The organism is Paenarthrobacter sp. JL.01a (assembly GCF_025452095.1).
In the GTDB taxonomy this organism is placed as follows: Bacteria; Actinomycetota; Actinomycetes; order Actinomycetales; family Micrococcaceae; genus Arthrobacter.
The window spans coordinates 4126213-4142792 of sequence record NZ_CP104877.1 but is presented as its reverse complement, the minus strand read 5'-3'; the positions used below and the strand labels follow the sequence as shown (position 1 = coordinate 4142792).

The following is a 16580-nucleotide window of genomic DNA, read 5'->3' as shown; positions in this document are numbered from 1 at the left end:
GCCGGGCCTGAACGTCCTCGTGACAGGTTCCGGCGCGCGGGATTAGGGTCAATAGCAAACACCTCGGAAGGAGTGGGTGGCGTGAAAGGGAAAGCATTGTTCGCCGTTGGCGTGGCTGTTGGCTACGTGTGGGGGTCGAAGTCCTGGCCGGAGGTATATCGGCGGATCCGCGGCGGTACTGAAAAGGTCATGCAGAATCCTGAGGTTAGGGAAAATGTCCATCAGGCTGCGGATGCGGTGCAGGAATCCGTTCCTGACATCCTCGACAATCTGTTTGCCGCAGGTAAGAAGCTCCTGGAAAGGGTCGAAACCGCGCTTCCGGGGATCCTGGATTCAAAGAACGGGCAAAACGGCGAGGACCGTCCTGCGACTGTGTCCACCGTGAAGGGCGATGTCGTGTCCGATCCCGCCCATGCCGACACCACGGGCGCCGATTGGACCAGTGAAGGCGGGGCTGCCCCCGAAGGCCCCGCAACCAACACGCCGCCAAAGGCGTGACGTAAGCCGACCGCGCGTGGTGCGTTCCGGCGTCGGGCATTAACGCTCGACGCCGGACCGCGCCCTACGCTGTACGGTCGACTGCCTTGAGGACCGCCTCGCCCAATTCGGCGGGTTTGGTGAACTGCGGCCAGTGTCCCGTGGGCAGATCCACGAGCTCCACGTCCTTGATGCGCGACAGTTCCTCAGTGAAGGGGTGGCCGGCGTCCATCATCTCGTTGAGCATCGATGATGGGAACTCGCAGGCGATGACCGTAGCCGGAACGTCGTAGCGCCGGACATCATGGAGGTGCTGCTGGTCGTAGGCGACCCCTCTGGGCTCGGGGATGGCGCGGGCGCGGAATTTTTCCCGCAGCTCCTCCGTCAGGTCCACGAGGTCCGCTTCCTCGAATCCCTCCCATGGCGGCAGCGGGATGTCATCGCCGTCGTCGGGCAGTTCGTCGTTGATCACGCCACCTTCACCCAGCGGCCCGCTGTCCACGTAGACCGCACGGGCAATCCGATCAGGCCGTGAATCAACCACGCCATGGATGATGGCGCCGCCACCGGAGTGGCCCACCAGGACCACCTTGCCCTCCAGCGAATCGACCTTTTCAATGACGGCGTCGATATGCGTCCGGAGGCCTATCCCCGCGCGCGGGCTCTCCCGTGCTTCAAGTCCGGGAAGAGTCAGCGGGTGAACCGTGTGGCCTGCCTCCACCAGGGCCGGCGTTACCTCCTCCCATGACGAAGCGTCCAACCAGAAACCGGGTACCAGGATGATGTCCATGCCGGTACCCTACGGGAGCCCTCTGACAAGATGAACCCTTTTGCTTGGAGGGGGTTGACGGACGTCACTTCACGCGCCATAGTTTTCGTATACGATTTCGTACTCGATAGCTGGGCGATCAGATATCAGGGTTTATTCAGGAGGGAGCGGCTCGTGACACTGGAGTTCCGACCGCAGGAGCTTGGCCAGGACGTACTGGACCGGACGCGCAAAGTCATCGCCGTCCACATCAACTACCCCAGCCGGGCCGCCCAGCGTGGGCGCACGCCCGCGCAGCCGTCCTACTTCCTGAAGCCTTCGTCCTCCCTTGCACTGGGTTCGGCCGAGGCTCCCGGCACGGTGGAACGCCCCGCAGGCTGTGAGCTGCTGGGCTATGAGGGTGAGATCGCGCTGGTCATCGGCAAGGCGGCCCGTCGTGTCGCTGTGGAAGATGCCTGGAGCCACGTCCAGTGGGTGACAGCTTCGAACGATCTCGGGGTTTACGACCTCCGTTACGCGGACAAGGGCTCGAACGTCCGGTCCAAGGGTGGTGACGGCTTCACTCCCGTTGGCCCGGTACTGCTCCCCGCCGACGCCGTCGACCCCACCCAGCTGCGGATCCGCACCTGGCACAACGGCGAACTGGTCCAGGACGACACCACCGAGGAACTGCTCTTTCCCTTCGCCCAACTCGTCGCCGACCTGTCCCAACTGCTGACCCTGGAAGAGGGCGACATCATCCTCACCGGCACCCCGGCGGGCGCGTCCGTCGCCAAGCCGGGGGACGTCGTCGAAATCGAAGTCACCGCTGGTGATTTCAGCACCGGCCGCCTCACCACCAAAGTGACGGAAGGTACGACGCCGTTCGCGGACTTTGGTGCCCAACCCAAGACTGATGACACGCAGCGGGAAGAGGCTTACGGTTCCCGCGCAGCCGCCGGACTGGCGCCCGCTTCCCCGGGTTTGTCGCCTGCGCTGAAGGCCAAGCTCGAGTCCGTTGCCACAGCGACCCTGTCTTCCCAGCTCCGCAAGCGCGGGCTGAACAACGTCAGTATCGACGGCCTGCAGGCCACCCGCCCGGACCGCAAGGTGGTGGGCCTGGCCCGGACCCTGCGCTACGTGCCCAACCGTGAGGACCTCTTCAAGACCCACGGCGGCGGCTTCAATGCCCAGAAACGAGCCATCGACTCGGTGAACGAGGGCGAAATCCTGGTCATGGAAGCCCGTGGCGAAAAGGGAACGGGCACGGTGGGTGACATCCTGGCCCTGCGCGCCCAGGTCCGCGGGGCAGCGGCGATCATCACCGACGGTGGTGTCCGCGACTTTTCCACCGTGGCCGATCTGGAGATGCCCACCTACTTCGCCAACCCTCACCCTGCCGTGCTCGGCCGGCGGCACATTCCCTGGGACACCGACATCACCATCGCCTGCGGCGGCGCCACCGTGCAGCCGGGCGACATCATCGTGGCCGACTCCGACGGCATCCTGGTCATCCCGCCGGCGCTGGCGGAGGAACTCGTGGACGACTGCATCGCCCAGGAGAAGGAAGAGATGTTCATCTTCCAGATGGTCCAGGAGGGTCACAGCGTCGATGGGCTGTACCCGATGAACGCCGAATGGCAGGCCCGCTACAAGGCCTGGGAAGCCACGGAAGGAGCCTACGGTGACTGAAACCGCCGTCGGGAGTTTCGCACAAAGCAAGTCCCAGCAGGCCTATGAAGCCGTGAAGGCGCGGATCGTGGGGGGCACCTACACGCCGGGTTACCGGCTGGTGCTCGCCAAGATCGCCGAGGACCTTGGCTTCAGCGTGGTCCCTGTCCGCGAAGCGATCCGCCGCCTCGAAGCCGAAGGCCTGGTGAAGTTCGAACGCAATGTCGGAGCCACGGTTTCCGGGATCGACCCAACCGAGTACCTCTACACGATGCAGACACTGAGCATCGTCGAAGGCGCGGCGACGGCGTTGTCGGCGCCGCTGATCGACCCCGCCACCATCGCAAGGGCGCGGGCCGTCAACGCCGCGATGCGCGAGTGCCTGGAACACTTCGATCCCGTGCGCTTCACCGCATTGAACCAGGACTTCCACAGCGTCCTCTTTGAACACTGTCCCAATCCGCACATCCTCGACCTCGTGCACCGGGGCTGGAACCGGCTGGCGTCGCTGCGCTCGTCCACGTTCCGCTTCGTGCCCGGCAGGGCCCAGGAATCCGTGCGCGAACACGAGGCCCTGCTCCAGCTCATCGAGTCAGGGGCCGACGCCGACACCATCGAAAAAGCAGCCCGCCAACACCGCGCCGCCACCCTCGACGCCTATCTCGCAACCACCAACTGAAGCTTCGGATCAAAAAGGAAGACAACGATGACGACCTCCGTGGAAACCACCAAGCATTACGTCCCCGAGGACCTGCCCACGCACATCCAGCACTACATCAACGGTGAGTTCGTTGACTCGGTCTCCGGGAAGACCTTCGACGTCTTGGATCCGGTCTCCAACCAGAACTACGCCACCGCCGCTGCAGGCCAGAAGGAAGACATCGACCTCGCCGTGGCTGCGGCCCGGGAAGCGTTCGTCAACGGTCCTTGGCCAAAGATGAAGCCGCGCGAGCGTGCCCGGGTGCTGAACAAGATTGCCGACGCCGTCGAGGCGCAGGAAGCGCGCCTGGCCGAACTCGAAACCTTCGATACCGGCCTGCCGATCACCCAGGCCAAGGGCCAGGCCTTGCGGGCTGCCGAGAACTTCCGGTTCTTCGCCGACCTGATCGTCGCCCAGTTCGACGACGCCATGAAGGTCCCGGGCTCGCAGATCAACTACGTCAACCGCAAGCCGATCGGCGTCGCGGGCCTCATCACCCCGTGGAACACCCCGTTCATGCTCGAGTCCTGGAAGCTGGCCCCGGCTTTGGCAACCGGCAACACCGTGGTCCTGAAGCCGGCCGAGTTCACGCCGCTCTCCGCGTCCCTGTGGGCGCAGATCTTCAAGGACGCCGGCCTCCCTGACGGTGTATTCAACCTGGTGAACGGCCTCGGCGAGGAGGCTGGCGACGCCCTGGTGAAGCACCCGGACGTCCCGCTGATCTCCTTCACCGGCGAGACCACCACGGGCCAGACCATCTTCCGCAACGCCGCGGCCAACCTCAAGGGCCTGTCCATGGAGCTCGGAGGCAAGTCCCCGTGCGTCGTGTTCGCCGATGCAGACCTGGACGCCGCCATTGATTCGGCGCTGTTCGGCGTGTTCTCGTTGAATGGAGAGCGCTGCACGGCCGGATCCCGCATCCTCGTGGAGCGGGCAATCTACGACGAATTCTGCGAGAAGTACGCCGCCCGGGCCAAGAACATCGTGGTGGGCGATCCCCACGATCCCAAGACCCAGGTCGGCGCGCTGGTCCACCCGGAGCATTACCAGAAGGTGGCTTCTTACGTGGAGATCGGCAAGTCCGAGGGTCGGCTCCTTGCCGGCGGCGGCCGACCCGACCACCTCCCCGAAGGCAACTACATCGAACCCACGGTGTTTGCCGACGTCGCGCCTGACGCGCGGATCTTCCAGGAGGAAATCTTCGGTCCCGTCGTGGCCATCACGCCGTTCGAGAACGACGCCGAGGCCCTCGCCTTGGCGAACAACACCAAGTACGGCCTGGCGGCCTACATCTGGACGCAGAACCTGACCCGGGCCCACAACTTCTCGCAGAACGTCGAGGCCGGCATGGTGTGGCTCAACAGCCACAACGTCCGCGACCTGCGTACCCCGTTTGGCGGCGTCAAGGCTTCGGGCCTTGGCCACGAGGGCGGCTACCGCTCGATCGACTTCTACACAGACCAGCAGGCCGTGCACATCACCCTCGGATCCGTCCACACCCCCAAATTCGGCGCCTAACCCTCCCAGCTTTCAACGAAGAGAGACCATCATGAGCAACTTCACCGGCCCCATCCCTACCCCGAGCGTTCCGGCTCCGGACATCGTCCGCTGCGCCTACCTGGAACTTGTGGTCACCGACTTGGAGAAGTCCCGCGCGTTCTACGTGGACCTCCTCGGCCTGCACGTCACCGAGGAAGACGAGAACACCATCTACCTGCGCTCCTTCGAGGAGTTCATCCACCACAACCTGGTGCTCCGCAAGGGCCCGGTCGCCGCAGCCGCCGCCTTCGCGTACCGGGTGAAGTCCCCGGCCGAAGTCGACGCCGCCGAGGCCTACTACCGCGAACTCGGTTGCCGGGTGGAGCGCCGCAAGGAAGGCTTCACCACGGGCGTGGGCGATTCGGTCCGCGTCGAGGACCCGCTGGGCTTCCCCTACGAGTTCTTCTACGACGTCGAACACGTCGAACGCCTCACCCAGCGCTACGACCTCTACTCCGCCGGCGAACTGGTCCGCCTGGACCACTTCAACCAGGTCACCCCGGACGTCCCGCGCGGCCGCAAGTACCTCGAGGACCTCGGCTTCCGCGTCTCCGAAGACATCAAGGATTCCGACGGCGTCACTTACGCCGCGTGGATGCACCGCAAGCAGACCGTGCACGACACCGCCCTGACCGGCGGCAACGGCCCGCGCCTGCACCACATCGCGTTCTCCACCCACGAGAAGCACAACATCATCCAGATCTGCGACAAGATGGGTGCCCTGCGCATCAGCGACCGCATCGAACGCGGCCCCGGACGCCATGGCGTCTCCAACGCGTTCTACCTCTACATCCTGGACCCGGACGGCCACCGCGTGGAGATCTACACCCAGGACTACTACACCGGTGACCCCGACAACCCCACCGTTACCTGGGACGTCCACGACAACCAGCGCCGCGACTGGTGGGGCAACCCCGTCGTCCCGTCCTGGTACACCGAGGCCTCCTTGGTCCTGGACCTCGATGGCAACCCCCAGCCGGTGATCGAACGCGAAGACAAGTCCGAAATGGCTGTCACCGTCGGCGCGGACGGCTTCTCCTACACCCGCCCCACCGAGGGGGCAGCAGCTGACGGCTTCAAACTGGGAGCGCAGGTCTAAAACAATGCTGGACGCGAAGACGATCGAAGCCATTGCCGACGAACTCCTTGAAGCCCACCGGAACCGCAAACCGGTGCCGCGCCTGACCGCCCGCTATCCGGGCATGACAGTGGAGGATTCCTACGCCGTGCAGCAGTTGTGGCGGCAACGGAACGAGGAAGCCGGACGCACGTTGGTGGGGCGGAAGATCGGCCTCACGTCCAAAGCCATGCAGGCCGCCACGGGCATCACGGAGCCGGACTATGGCGCGATTTTCGATGACATGGTCCTGGAAACAGGCTGCTCCGTGGAGTGGGACCAGTACACGCATCCCCGGGTGGAGGTTGAGCTGGCCTTTGTCCTGAAGTCCGGGCTGAAGGGCCCCGGCTGCACTATTTTCGATGTCCTCAACGCCACTGATTACGTGGTTCCGGCCCTCGAGATCCTGGACTCCAGAATCGAAATGGAGGGCCGGACCATCGTGGACACGATCTCGGACAATGCCGCGATGGGTGCCATGGTGGTCGGTGGACGGCCGGTAAAGCCGGACGCCGTCGACCTCCGCTGGGTCTCCGCGATCCTGTACAAGAACCAGACCGTGGAGGAGACCGGGGTGGCCGCCGGCGTGCTGGATCACCCGGCCAACGGGGTGCACTGGCTGGCCAACAAGATCGCCGCGCACGGGGATTCGATGAAGGCCGGCGACATCATCCTGGCCGGTTCCTTCACCCGGCCCCTGTGGGTATACAAGGGCGACACCGTGCACGCCGACTACGGACCCTTGGGAGTTGTGACATGCCACTTCAACTAGGCCCTACTTTCTACTCGGCCCTTGCTGCAGCAGGAAGGCCCCTGGCCGGCATGTGGGTGTGCTCCGGCAGCCCCCTGGTGGCGGAGATCTGCGCGGGTTCGGGCTTGGACTGGGTATTGATCGACGCCGAACACAGCCCCAACGGCCTCGAATCGATCCTGGCCCAACTCCAGGCGGTGTACGGCTACCCTGTCCAGGCCATGGTCCGGCCACCGGTCAACGACACCGTGGTGATCAAGCAATACCTGGACCTCGGAGTGCAGAACCTGCTCATTCCCATGGTCAACTCTGCCTTGGAGGCGGCCGCGGCTGTCGCTGCCGTGCGATACCCGCCGCACGGGGTGCGTGGGGTCGGCTCCGCGCTGGCCCGCGCATCGCGGTGGAACCGGGTCCCGGACTACCTTGCGACGGCGGGTGAAACCGTCAGCGTCACCGTCCAGATCGAATCCACCGCCGCCGTCGACGCCGTCGAGGAGATCCTGGCCGTCGACGGCGTGAACGGGATCTTCCTGGGCCCCTCGGACCTCGCCGCCTCCATGGGCCTGCTGGGACAGCAGGAACATCCCGAGGTGAGGGCCGCCGTCGAACGCTGTATCCATGCCGCCACGGCGGCTGGCAAGCCGGCCGGCGTCAACGCCTTCAACCCCGACACCGCCCGCGCGTATCTCGACGCCGGTGCCTCCTTCGTGCTGGTTGGGGCGGATGTCGCCGTGCTCGCCAGGGCCTCGGAAGCGCTGGCGGCCGAGTTCGTCCGGCCTGTGGATGGCGCCGTGAAACAGAGCTACTAAGGGCTGCGTCACGGTCTGTTTTGCCGGCCTGCAAGGGGGTACAACTGTGGTATCAGCATGCGGTTTCGGACTATGGGAGCTGAGCGATGTCGATCCGTCCAGTGCCACATCCCACGTTCTATTCAGTGCTGGAAACGGAGGAAAGACCCCTGGTGGGCATGTGGGTGTGCTCCGGTAGCCCGTTGGTCGCGGAGATTTGTGCCGGCTCGGGGCTGGACTGGCTGCTGATCGACGCCGAGCACAGTCCCAACGGCATCGAGTCGATCCTGGGGCAGCTCCACAGCGTCAGCGGTTACCCCGTGCAGATCATGGTCCGGCCGCCGGTCAACGATCCTGTGGTCATCAAGCAGTACCTGGACCTCGGCGTGCAGAACCTGCTGGTGCCGATGGTGAATTCGGCGTTGGAGGCCGAGGCCGCTGTGGCAGCTGTCCGGTATCCGCCTTTCGGCGTCCGCGGAGTCGGTTCGGCGATGGCGCGTGCCTCGCGGTGGAACCGCATCCCCGACTACCTTGCCCAGGCCGACGACACCGTGAGTGTCACCGTCCAAGTGGAATCCGAAGCAGCGGCGGCAGCGGTGGAGGAAATCCTCGCCGTGGACGGAGTCGACGGGATCTTCCTCGGCCCGGCGGACCTCGCCGCCTCCATGGGCCTGCTGGGACAGCACGAGAATCCCTTGGTTCGCGCCGTCGTCGAGCATTGCCTCGCTGCCGCGAGCGCCGCCGGCAAGCCCGCCGGAGTCAACGCCTTCAATGAGGAGATCGCGCGGGCGTATCTCGACGCCGGAGCGGCCTTTGCGTTGGTGGGGGCGGACGTGGTGGTGCTGGCGAGGGCTTCGGAGGCTTTCGCGGAGAAGTTCATCGCGGTCTCGGAGAAGGCGGAGCGGGAGAGCTACTGATCCTCCGATAGGCTCAATGAATCTACAGCCTGAGGGGGCAGAGCTATGAAGAGCCGTGTGTTGGTGGTTATTGCGTTGCTGGGGGCGCTGGTTGCCTGTACCCCGGAGCCCGCAGGGCCGAAGGTCCTGGACCGGGAGGCGACGGCGGAAGACAAGTTGCCGGAGTCGGTGGGTCTTAGCGGTGTGGATCTGAACGTTGAGCCGGGGTCGACCCGGCTGTTGGCAATCCACGACGACGTGCAGTACTTCGCGGCCCGGAGTACTACTGCAGGGACAGCCTGCTTGATCGTGGTGCCTGTCGGGCTGACGGATCGGTGGAGGGTGGGCTGCGCAGGGGTCGTCACACGGGACCGGATCGTTACCGTTTCCGGCGCGGACGGTTCAGAAGCGACCTTGATTAACGACGACGTGGACACCTCCCGACCCGAGTACAAAGGACTCGTCAAGATCCACGACAACGTCCTGGTCAGCAGCCGCTGACTACTTCCGGGCCATGTACCACTCCGTGAATTCGCGGGCCCGGCCGTCCTCGGCGAAGCGGATGACCCACAGGTTGTCATACGTGGGCTGGCCGTTGAGGTACGTCGTCAAACCCTGGACGAACGCGGTGTCGCCATCCCTGCCCAGGAGCGTCCACTCGAAGGTCCAGTCCTCGGGCTTGTCGGAGGAGTCGCCGGACCACTCCTTCACGATCTCCTCGTGCCCGCGCCATGCGTTGGGATCATCGGGCCGGGTGTTGTAGACGGCGTCCTCGGTGAATAACGCGCGGATGTCCTCGGGCTGGTTCGAGGTCCACGCGCGTTCGTAGTTGTCCATCCAGGCGTTCACGTCGTTGCTCATGTACCCGTTCTACCGTGCGCCGCGCGAGGGTTCAACGGTGGCCGCGGCCTGCATGGCGGATGTGTTCCGGGGTGAGGCCGGTCAGCGATGCGAGCTCCAGGTCATCGCAGACCTGCGCCCGCAGGGCCATGACGATGAGGGACTCCCGGCGTTCCGTGATCTGCCCGCGATGGCGTTCCGCAGCTTTCAGCTCGTCACTCTTGGCCTTCAAGGCGTCCAATTGTGCCTGCCGGGGGAGGCCGCTCAGGTGGAGATCGTCATAAGCCAACGCGATGGTTCGGACCGTGCGGAGGTTTTCGCCGGTTACCGCTGCAATGGTGGCCAACGTGAGCCCGTCTTCCACGGCTTGGGCGATCAGGTCGTTCCTTGCCGCGGTCAAGGTCCTGATGGAGCTGGCGGCGTGGCTAAGGAGTTGGCGATGAACGCCCAGCGCGTGGACCAGTTTGGCGTGCTCTCCGTCCGAGGCCGCTGCGGGGCGTGCGGGGGAGTTGGCCCGGTACGCGTAGCGTCCGGTGGCTGACCGGGTTTGCATGGGCTCCCTTTCGGTTCGGATGGGCAGTGCTGGTCACTCGAATCTAGGCATCGTTCAGGTGGCCGTGGAAATACCAAAACCGCGTGAACCCATAAGCAAAGCGCATGGATGGTCCTCAGAAAGCTTTCTTGCGGGCCCCATCCGAGGTGAGTTGGACCTAAGTCATAAGACCCCCTTATGGATCCACGCACATTAGGTCTTATCCAGAGCACCCCGGCCCTACTTAGTCTCGAACAAAGGGATCCGCGAATCCGCGCGTCCCGAGTTCCACATTCCTGGAGGAGACATGTCCGAGTTCCTGCCGGCGTCGAGGGTTACCCGCATCAAAGCCTCAGCCAGCGTCGCCGCGGCCGCCCGCGTCCGCGAACTAAAAGCTGAAGGCATCCGGATCATCGACCTCACCGTCGGAGAGCCGGACTTCGACACCCCGGACCACATCAAGGCAGCGGCCATCGAGGCGATCAAGGCCGGGGAGACCAAGTACACCTCGGTCACGGGCACTCCAGAGCTGCAGGCCGCAATCCTGAACAAGATCGAGCGCGATGCAGGCCAGCGTTACGAAGGCAAGCAACTGACCATCGGCGGCGGTGCCAAGCAGGTGCTGTACGTGGCACTGATGGCCTCGCTCAACGAGGGCGATGAAGTCATTGTTCCCGCACCGTACTGGGTGTCCTACCCGGACATGGTCCTGGCAAACGATGGCACTCCGGTGATCGTCGCGTGCGGAGAGGACACAGGTTTCAAGCTCACCCCCGCGGCGCTGGAGGAAGCCATCACGCCCAAGACCAAGTGGCTGATCCTCAACGCGCCATCCAACCCCACGGGAGCCGTCTACTCCCGCGATGAACTCCAGGCGTTGGGGGCAGTGCTGGCCGAACACCCGCAGGTCTTTGTCCTCACCGACGAAATCTATGACGAGGTCCATTTCGGCGAGGGCCGCGTCACCAGCCTGGTCACGGCAGCGCCGGCGTTGAAGGACCGGATCCTGCTGGTCAACGGGGTTTCCAAGGCTTACGCGATGACGGGTTGGCGCCTGGGCTACGGCGTCGGGCCGGCCCCGCTGATCGCGGCGATGAACAAGCTGCAGTCGCAGACCTCCTCCTGCCCGTCGTCGATCAGCCAGGCGGCCGCCGCTGCGGCCCTGAACGGTGACCAGTCCTTCGTCCGCGACAGCGTGGAGGTTTACCGCAAGCGGCGGGATGCCGCCGTCGAGGGTTTGAACTCCATCGACGGACTGTCCGTGGCCCCGGCGGAGGGCGCGTTCTACGCCTACGTGAACTGCGCCGGCGTCATCGGCAAGACCGCACCGGACGGCCGGGTCATCGAAAACGACCAGGATTTCACGCTTTACCTGCTGGACGCCGCGCGCGTCGCCGTCATCCAGGGTTCGGCCTACGGCCTGGGCCCGTACTTCAGGATCTCCTTCGCGACCTCGCTGGAGACCATCAACGACGGCGTGGACTCCATCCGCGATGCCGTCAACGCCCTCTCCTAAGCCCTCACAGAAGGAACCTGAAATGATCCACGTCAAAACCAAATTCGAGCGCCCGGACGCAGATGTCGTCGCGCGCCTCGCCGCCTTTTCCTCCGCTACGATCCACGAGGCCCAGGGCCGTAGGGGTGCGTTGAGCTCAAGGATCAAGCCGATCGACCGCTCCATGTCCTTCTGTGGACCCGCCGTCACCGTGGCTTGTGCCCCGCAGGACAACCTCATGCTTCAGGTTGCCATCCACTACGCGCAGGCAGGTGACGTGGTGCTGGTTGGTGCGCAGGAAATGGCGGAGGCCGGCACCTTCGGCGACGTCCTGGGCAACGCCATGAAGGCCAAGGGGATCGCCGCCATGGTCACCGACTCCGGCGTACGCGACACCCAGGACCTGATCGAACTCGGCCTGCCTGTCTTCTCCGGCAGCGTTTCCATCAAGGGAACTGTCAAGGAAACCCTCGGCCCGATCAACCACCCGATCGTCTTCGGTGACGAAATCATCTACCCGGGCGACATCCTGCGCGGCGACGCTGACGGCGTCGTCGTCGTCCGCCGCGAAGAAGCCGAGGAAGTCATTGCCCTGTCCCAGGCGCGCGACGACCACGAGCGCGAACTCATCAAGCTCTACCACGACGGCGGCAACACCATTGAGCTCTGCGGCCTGACGGAGAAGCTGAAGGAGAAGGGCCTGCTTGTGGAGGACTAGTTCCGTAGCTGAGGGCCGGTCGTCCGTCTGGGAAAGACGTGCGGCCGGCCTTTTGGTGTGGCCTGGGTACAGAAAAGCGCCTTGCCTCGTGCGGTTGCTACGAGGGCAGGGCGCCTTGTGGGTGCTGCGGCTGGGATGGAGGTACGACGGCGGAGGGCCGGGTTGCGTGGTCCTCTCGCCGCAGGAGGTGCGGGTCAGTCGAGGCCGGAGTGCCCGGGGCGGGTGTCCACCAGGTGCCACTCGATGCTGTTCCCGGAGTGTGCCGGCATCAGGGATCCTTCAAACACGAACAGCGGTTCACCAATGCCGCCGACCGGCCGCCAAAAGCCGTTTCGGGGGCAGTGAAAGCCGGTACGTGCGCTGACCGTTCCACGGGTTGGATTAGAGACCCATCCGGAAGTGCTGATCTTTTTCACCGTTCTGTCCTTTGAACAGGCCCGCGGTGTTCCGTGGGCTGTATTTCGAATTTCTTCTTAATTCGATATTAGGAAAGTAAAACGGCTTTGAATAAGACCAATGCTGTCTGTCCGGATAAGACTTTGTTATGGATGCGCCGGCAGCTGCACAGGGTCCGTTCCGTACTTTGAGATGAGCTGTTGGTGCAGCATTTCCTTGACCACCAGGAGCACGGCCGATGCTGCTTCGGACAGGGGCTCGTGGTCCGGGGTGCAGAGGGCGATCTTGCTCTGCAGCCCGGGCTCAACGATCCGCAGGACCTTGAAGTCCTGGTCCGGGAAGAGGGCGTCCGCGGCCGACTTGGGCAGCACCGTGCCGCCGAGGTTGGCGCGGATCAGCCTGGTCAAAGAAGGTACGGATTCCACCTCGCCCACCAGTTTGAGTGGAAGGTCCTGGTCCGCGAGGCCCTTTTCGATGATCTGGCGCAGCGTGTGGTTCTTCTCGGGCAGGAAGAGGCCCACAGTGCTTGCTTCGGCAAGGGTGACAGTGTCCTTGCCGTGGCCCACATCGAGGTCGGGGTGGACCACCAGGTGCAGGTCCTCCACGATCATGGTGGTGAACTGCACCCCGCGGATCTTTCCGGGCTCGTAGATCAGCGCCATGTCCAAGCGCCCGTTCTTGATGGCTTCACTGAGGACACCGCCAAAAATCTCGGTCAGGTGGACCACGATGTCCGGGTAACGGCGGCCGACTTCCCTGATGATCTGGGGTGTGAGGCTGGAGGCCATGCTGTAGGGCGCGATAGCGATGGACACCCTCCCGGATGGCGCAGCGCCGGACGTCGCAACGTCCTGCCGTGCCTGCTCCACCAATCGAAGAATGGACTGCGCATGCCGGTACAACGTGTGCCCGGCGGCAGTGGGTTCAACGCCTTGCTTGCTGCGGATGAGGAGCCTCTGCTTGAGGTCGTTTTCAAGCGCGGAAACCTGCTGGCTCAGGGCCGGTTGGGCGACGTGGAGTGCCGCGGCAGCTTTGGTGATGCTTCCCGAATCGACGATCTGGACGAAGTATGCGAGCTTTCGAGTGTCCATGCTTCTGCCTTCCTGGAGAGCCACGTCCCCGGGTGGCGTGCGTAGGAAAATTCTAGTCGCGTGGTGGATGCGACCCCTGCCACAGTACAGGGTGGCGCAGGTCATAACGGAGAGCTATTACGGGATAGCTAATAGGTCTTTGTGCCGCATGGATGAACGGTGCGAGACTTTTGGAAAGAACTTCAGGCAACACTTTGGAATCGCCAGGCGTTCACCATTTACCCGGAATTAAATTCCCCTGCATAATCCATGGAAAGAGAACCACGTGAACCCGATTATTGATCTTGTAGCGGATCTTGGAGAGGGATTTGGCGCCTACACCATTGGCGACGATTCCGAACTCCTGGAGATCGTCACAAGTGCAAATATCGCCTGCGGGTTTCATGCCGGCGACCCTGACATCATGGCGGCCACTGTGGCTGAATGCGTTCGACGCGGAGTAGGCATTGGGGCCCACCCCAGCTTCCCGGATCTGCGTGGATTCGGCCGCCGGGACATGGGTCTTTCTGCAGGCGAAATCCAGAACGATGTCCTGTACCAGCTGGGTGCGCTGAATGGCTTTGCCGGATTCCACGGCACCAGGGTCACACACCTGGCACCCCATGGCAGGCTCGGCAACCTCGTTGCCGTTCGCCCCGACTACGCACGGGCAGTAGCGGAAGCGGCGGCCCGAGTGGACCGTGAGCTGATTGTCGTGGCCCAGGACGGCGAACTGGCTTCGGCGTCGCGGGAGGCAGGGCTGGACGTAGCGATCGTGGGGATAGTGGACCGCGCCTACCAGGAAGATGGCACGCTGGTTCCCCGCAGCCAGCCCGGCGCGGTTCTGCACGATCCCGCGGAAATCATCGACCGTACCCTCCGCATGGTGGTCGACGGCAAGCTCCGCTGTGCCAACGGCGTGGATATGGATATCGACGTCGACACACTACTCCTGCACGGCGACAACCCGGGGGCTGTTGAACTGGCCCGTCGGATCCGAACGGAACTCACCTCCGCCGGTGTGCGTGTCGCCCCTCTTGCCCAAGTCATGGACGCGAAGAAGAAGGCGGCCTGACATGTCCGTGCTCTCAACGGCCCCCACAGAGGTCTACGAATCCGGTGACTCAGCACTGCGCGTGGTGGCCATTTCCGAGGCCAGCGAAGACAATTGGCTGACGGTCCACCGCCTGGCGGATTGGCTCGAAGGCTGCGGCGCCGAAGGTCTTCACGGCGCCGTGCCAACGTACGATTCCGTCCTGGTGGAGTTCGATCCCGTCCTGGTATCGGCCCGCCAGGTCCGAGCCTTCGTCAAACTCGGGCTCCTTGAACTCGCCCACGCAGACGAGTGGACACAAGCACCCCGGGAGTTCGATGTTCCCGTGGTCTACGGAGGCCAGTACGGTCCGGACCTGGAACGCGTCGCAGAGCACCAGGGAATCTCCGTCGAGGAAGTCATACGGCTCCATAGCGAAAAGACCCACACTGTGCGCTGCCTTGGCGCCCCGGCTGGCTCACCCATGATGGACGGGCCAGCCTTCCCCAAACCCGTACCCAGGCTGAAGGATCCCCGCCTGAGCGTTCCGGCGGGTGCGGTCTCCGTGGCCGGCCGACAGGCAGTGATCGCCCCCGCGGTCGCCCCCGGCGGCTGGTGCGTCATTGGTCAGACACCCTTGTCCGTCCTGAACATCCGGCGTGAACCCCTGGTCCCGTATAAGCCAGGCGACATCATCAGGTTCAGGCAGATCAGCGCTCAGGACTTCGGTGCCTACGCCGGCCGGGATCTGGAGCCACTGGCCTTGGAAAACCTGGAGCCGCAGCCGTGAGCGCCGGGATCCTGGTTCAGCAGCCTGGCAACTCCGTGGTCACGGACCTCGGCAGGACCCGGGGCCCACGCTTCGGTCTCCCCGTTAACGGTGCGCTCGACCAGTACTCCGCCAGGGCAGCCAACATCCTGGCCGGAAACCTGGACAATGACCCCTTGGTGGAGATCACCGCGCTCGATTTCCGCATGAAAGCAAACACCGACCTTCTGATCGCCGTGACGGGTGCGCCCCTTACCCTCACGGTGGGTGGACGGCCCTGCAGCCAGTGGGAACCGGTCTCTGTACGAGCAGGCGAGTCGGTTTCCATCCGCGGAATCAACCGGGGCCTCCGCGCCTACCTGGCTGTCCATGGCTCGCTCGAGGCAGAGACGCTGCTTGGCAGCGCAGCTCCGGATACCGTTGTGGGCTTCGGGCTTCAGCTGAGGGAAGGCACCGCACTGGCCACCCGGCGCAGCGTCGGTCCTGTACGCCAGCCGTACTTCGACCTGCCCCTTTTCCGGCTTGGCCTTGAACGGCCAAGCATGGGCTCAGACTTGTCGGTCGATGTGACCGACGGGCCGGACGTTGCCGAGTTCGGCGCCTCCGGTGATCTGCTCTTCACTTCCGAGTACACCGTCAGCGGACGCAGCAACCACATCGGCCTGCGGCTCGGTGGGGAACTACCGGAAAGAACCTCCAGCGGTGAGGTGCTTTCCCGCGGCGTGCCAGTGGGCGCCGTCGAGGTCCCCTCAAGGGAAGAGCTGCTGGTACTGCACCGGGGACGCGGCGTCACCGCCGGGTATCCCGTTCTCGCAGTGGTTACCAGCACCGGACTGGATGTCCTGGCCCAAGCGCGGCCAGGGGACAAAGTCCGTTTTCGGAAAACCACAGTGGCAGAAGCAACTGCCGCCCACCGGCGCTCGCGGACCCAGCTTGAAACCCTCCGCGAATCCGTCAACACCGTCTTCGGACTCCTCGGCATCGGATGCCGTCCCCAGTGGCAGGACCTGCCAGTTGCGGCATGCAGCTAAAGAACCTGT

Annotated in this window: 19 protein-coding genes; 14 read left to right on the top strand and 5 right to left on the bottom strand. The window is 64.3% G+C overall.

Going from position 1 to position 16580, the window contains the following annotated elements; all coding sequences use genetic code 11:
* Positions 1 to 81: 81 nt before the first annotated feature.
* Positions 82 to 498, top strand: coding sequence for a hypothetical protein (locus tag N5P29_RS19665; RefSeq protein WP_262276451.1), 417 nt, complete (start codon positions 82 to 84; stop codon positions 496 to 498).
* Between the two features lie 64 nt (positions 499 to 562).
* On the opposite strand, the gene N5P29_RS19660 is transcribed toward N5P29_RS19665, so the two are convergent.
* Entirely contained in the window at positions 563 to 1267 is a 705-nt protein-coding gene (locus tag N5P29_RS19660; protein WP_262276450.1) for an alpha/beta fold hydrolase, read from the bottom strand.
* Between the two features lie 153 nt (positions 1268 to 1420).
* Here N5P29_RS19660 and N5P29_RS19655 point away from each other — a divergent pair, with 153 nt between their 5' ends.
* The 8 genes from N5P29_RS19655 to N5P29_RS19620 all read left to right on the top strand — a co-directional run bounded on the left by N5P29_RS19655 (position 1421) and on the right by N5P29_RS19620 (position 9188).
* Positions 1421 to 2917, top strand: coding sequence for a fumarylacetoacetate hydrolase family protein (locus N5P29_RS19655; RefSeq protein ID WP_262276449.1), 1497 nt, complete (start codon positions 1421 to 1423; stop codon positions 2915 to 2917).
* Positions 2910 to 3575 carry a GntR family transcriptional regulator gene (locus tag N5P29_RS19650; protein ID WP_262276448.1) on the top strand — a complete coding sequence of 222 codons (666 nt, stop codon included), beginning with the start codon at positions 2910 to 2912 and terminating at the stop codon, positions 3573 to 3575. The genes N5P29_RS19655 and N5P29_RS19650 overlap by 8 nt, the downstream gene beginning before the upstream one ends.
* A gap of 27 nt (positions 3576 to 3602) precedes the next feature.
* Positions 3603 to 5114, top strand: a complete 1512-nt coding sequence (gene hpaE, locus N5P29_RS19645; protein ID WP_262276447.1) for a 5-carboxymethyl-2-hydroxymuconate semialdehyde dehydrogenase — start codon at positions 3603 to 3605, stop codon at positions 5112 to 5114.
* Positions 5115 to 5145: 31 nt separating this feature from the next.
* On the top strand, positions 5146 to 6234 hold the full coding sequence (gene hpaD / locus N5P29_RS19640) for a 3,4-dihydroxyphenylacetate 2,3-dioxygenase (protein WP_262276446.1): 1089 nt from the start codon (positions 5146 to 5148) through the stop codon (positions 6232 to 6234).
* A 4-nt stretch (positions 6235 to 6238) separates the two neighbouring features.
* Complete coding sequence (hpaH, locus tag N5P29_RS19635; RefSeq protein WP_262276445.1) at positions 6239 to 7024, top strand: 2-oxo-hept-4-ene-1,7-dioate hydratase; 786 nt, start codon at positions 6239 to 6241, stop codon at positions 7022 to 7024.
* On the top strand, positions 7009 to 7812 hold the full coding sequence (locus N5P29_RS19630) for an HpcH/HpaI aldolase family protein (RefSeq protein ID WP_262276444.1): 804 nt from the start codon (positions 7009 to 7011) through the stop codon (positions 7810 to 7812). Before hpaH ends, N5P29_RS19630 begins: the two co-directional genes overlap by 16 nt.
* 86 nt (positions 7813 to 7898) lie before the next feature.
* Complete coding sequence (locus N5P29_RS19625) at positions 7899 to 8708, top strand: aldolase/citrate lyase family protein (protein WP_262276443.1); 810 nt, start codon at positions 7899 to 7901, stop codon at positions 8706 to 8708.
* Positions 8709 to 8753: 45 nt separating this feature from the next.
* Positions 8754 to 9188: a serine hydrolase family protein gene (locus N5P29_RS19620; protein WP_262276442.1), complete on the top strand. Its 435-nt coding sequence runs from the start codon at positions 8754 to 8756 to the stop codon at positions 9186 to 9188.
* On the opposite strand, the gene N5P29_RS19615 is transcribed toward N5P29_RS19620, so the two are convergent.
* Positions 9189 to 9548 (bottom strand): nuclear transport factor 2 family protein, encoded by a 360-nt coding sequence (locus N5P29_RS19615; protein ID WP_262276441.1) that lies wholly within the window; start codon positions 9546 to 9548, stop codon positions 9189 to 9191.
* Positions 9549 to 9579: 31 nt separating this feature from the next.
* Entirely contained in the window at positions 9580 to 10080 is a 501-nt protein-coding gene (locus tag N5P29_RS19610; RefSeq protein ID WP_262276440.1) for a hypothetical protein, read from the bottom strand.
* Between the two features lie 286 nt (positions 10081 to 10366).
* On the opposite strand from N5P29_RS19610, the gene N5P29_RS19605 reads away from it, so the two are divergent.
* A complete protein-coding gene (locus tag N5P29_RS19605) occupies positions 10367 to 11575 on the top strand; it encodes an aspartate transaminase (RefSeq protein ID WP_262276439.1) in 1209 nt (402 codons plus the stop codon).
* A gap of 22 nt (positions 11576 to 11597) precedes the next feature.
* Positions 11598 to 12272 (top strand): 4-carboxy-4-hydroxy-2-oxoadipate aldolase/oxaloacetate decarboxylase, encoded by a 675-nt coding sequence (locus N5P29_RS19600; RefSeq protein WP_144662078.1) that lies wholly within the window; start codon positions 11598 to 11600, stop codon positions 12270 to 12272.
* A 194-nt stretch (positions 12273 to 12466) separates the two neighbouring features.
* Here the strand turns inward: N5P29_RS19600 and N5P29_RS19595 are convergent, their stop codons facing one another.
* Both N5P29_RS19595 and N5P29_RS19590 read right to left on the bottom strand, forming a co-directional pair.
* The gene (locus N5P29_RS19595) at positions 12467 to 12688 is read right to left on the bottom strand and encodes a hypothetical protein (RefSeq protein WP_144662079.1); all 222 of its coding nucleotides are present in this window, start codon (positions 12686 to 12688) and stop codon (positions 12467 to 12469) included.
* A 126-nt stretch (positions 12689 to 12814) separates the two neighbouring features.
* Positions 12815 to 13759, bottom strand: coding sequence for a LysR substrate-binding domain-containing protein (locus N5P29_RS19590; protein ID WP_262276438.1), 945 nt, complete (start codon positions 13757 to 13759; stop codon positions 12815 to 12817).
* Between the two features lie 265 nt (positions 13760 to 14024).
* Between N5P29_RS19590 and N5P29_RS19585 the strand changes: the two genes are divergently transcribed.
* Genes N5P29_RS19585 through N5P29_RS19575 form a run of 3 tightly spaced genes read left to right on the top strand, consistent with a single transcriptional unit; the run spans position 14025 to position 16571 of the window.
* Complete coding sequence (locus tag N5P29_RS19585; RefSeq protein WP_262276437.1) at positions 14025 to 14813, top strand: LamB/YcsF family protein; 789 nt, start codon at positions 14025 to 14027, stop codon at positions 14811 to 14813.
* Position 14814: 1 nt separating this feature from the next.
* Positions 14815 to 15561: a 5-oxoprolinase subunit B family protein gene (locus N5P29_RS19580; protein ID WP_262276436.1), complete on the top strand. Its 747-nt coding sequence runs from the start codon at positions 14815 to 14817 to the stop codon at positions 15559 to 15561.
* On the top strand, positions 15558 to 16571 hold the full coding sequence (locus N5P29_RS19575) for a 5-oxoprolinase subunit C family protein (RefSeq protein WP_262276435.1): 1014 nt from the start codon (positions 15558 to 15560) through the stop codon (positions 16569 to 16571). The genes N5P29_RS19580 and N5P29_RS19575 overlap by 4 nt, the downstream gene beginning before the upstream one ends.
* Positions 16572 to 16580: the final 9 nt, after the last annotated feature.

Bases quoted from the DNA above. Each gene is read 5' to 3' on its own strand.
- N5P29_RS19660 (WP_262276450.1), bottom strand. From the start codon at position 1,267: ATGGACATCATCCTGGTACCCGGTTTCTGGTTGGACGCTTCGTCATGG.
- hpaE (WP_262276447.1), top strand. From the start codon at position 3,603: ATGACGACCTCCGTGGAAACCACCAAGCATTACGTCCCCGAGGACCTG.
- hpaD (WP_262276446.1), top strand. From the start codon at position 5,146: ATGAGCAACTTCACCGGCCCCATCCCTACCCCGAGCGTTCCGGCTCCG.
- hpaH (WP_262276445.1), top strand. From the start codon at position 6,239: ATGCTGGACGCGAAGACGATCGAAGCCATTGCCGACGAACTCCTTGAA.
- N5P29_RS19630 (WP_262276444.1), top strand. From the start codon at position 7,009: ATGCCACTTCAACTAGGCCCTACTTTCTACTCGGCCCTTGCTGCAGCA.
- N5P29_RS19625 (WP_262276443.1), top strand. From the start codon at position 7,899: ATGTCGATCCGTCCAGTGCCACATCCCACGTTCTATTCAGTGCTGGAA.
- N5P29_RS19620 (WP_262276442.1), top strand. From the start codon at position 8,754: ATGAAGAGCCGTGTGTTGGTGGTTATTGCGTTGCTGGGGGCGCTGGTT.
- N5P29_RS19615 (WP_262276441.1), bottom strand. From the start codon at position 9,548: ATGAGCAACGACGTGAACGCCTGGATGGACAACTACGAACGCGCGTGG.
- N5P29_RS19610 (WP_262276440.1), bottom strand. From the start codon at position 10,080: ATGCAAACCCGGTCAGCCACCGGACGCTACGCGTACCGGGCCAACTCC.
- N5P29_RS19605 (WP_262276439.1), top strand. From the start codon at position 10,367: ATGTCCGAGTTCCTGCCGGCGTCGAGGGTTACCCGCATCAAAGCCTCA.
- N5P29_RS19600 (WP_144662078.1), top strand. From the start codon at position 11,598: ATGATCCACGTCAAAACCAAATTCGAGCGCCCGGACGCAGATGTCGTC.
- N5P29_RS19590 (WP_262276438.1), bottom strand. From the start codon at position 13,759: ATGGACACTCGAAAGCTCGCATACTTCGTCCAGATCGTCGATTCGGGA.
- N5P29_RS19580 (WP_262276436.1), top strand. From the start codon at position 14,815: ATGTCCGTGCTCTCAACGGCCCCCACAGAGGTCTACGAATCCGGTGAC.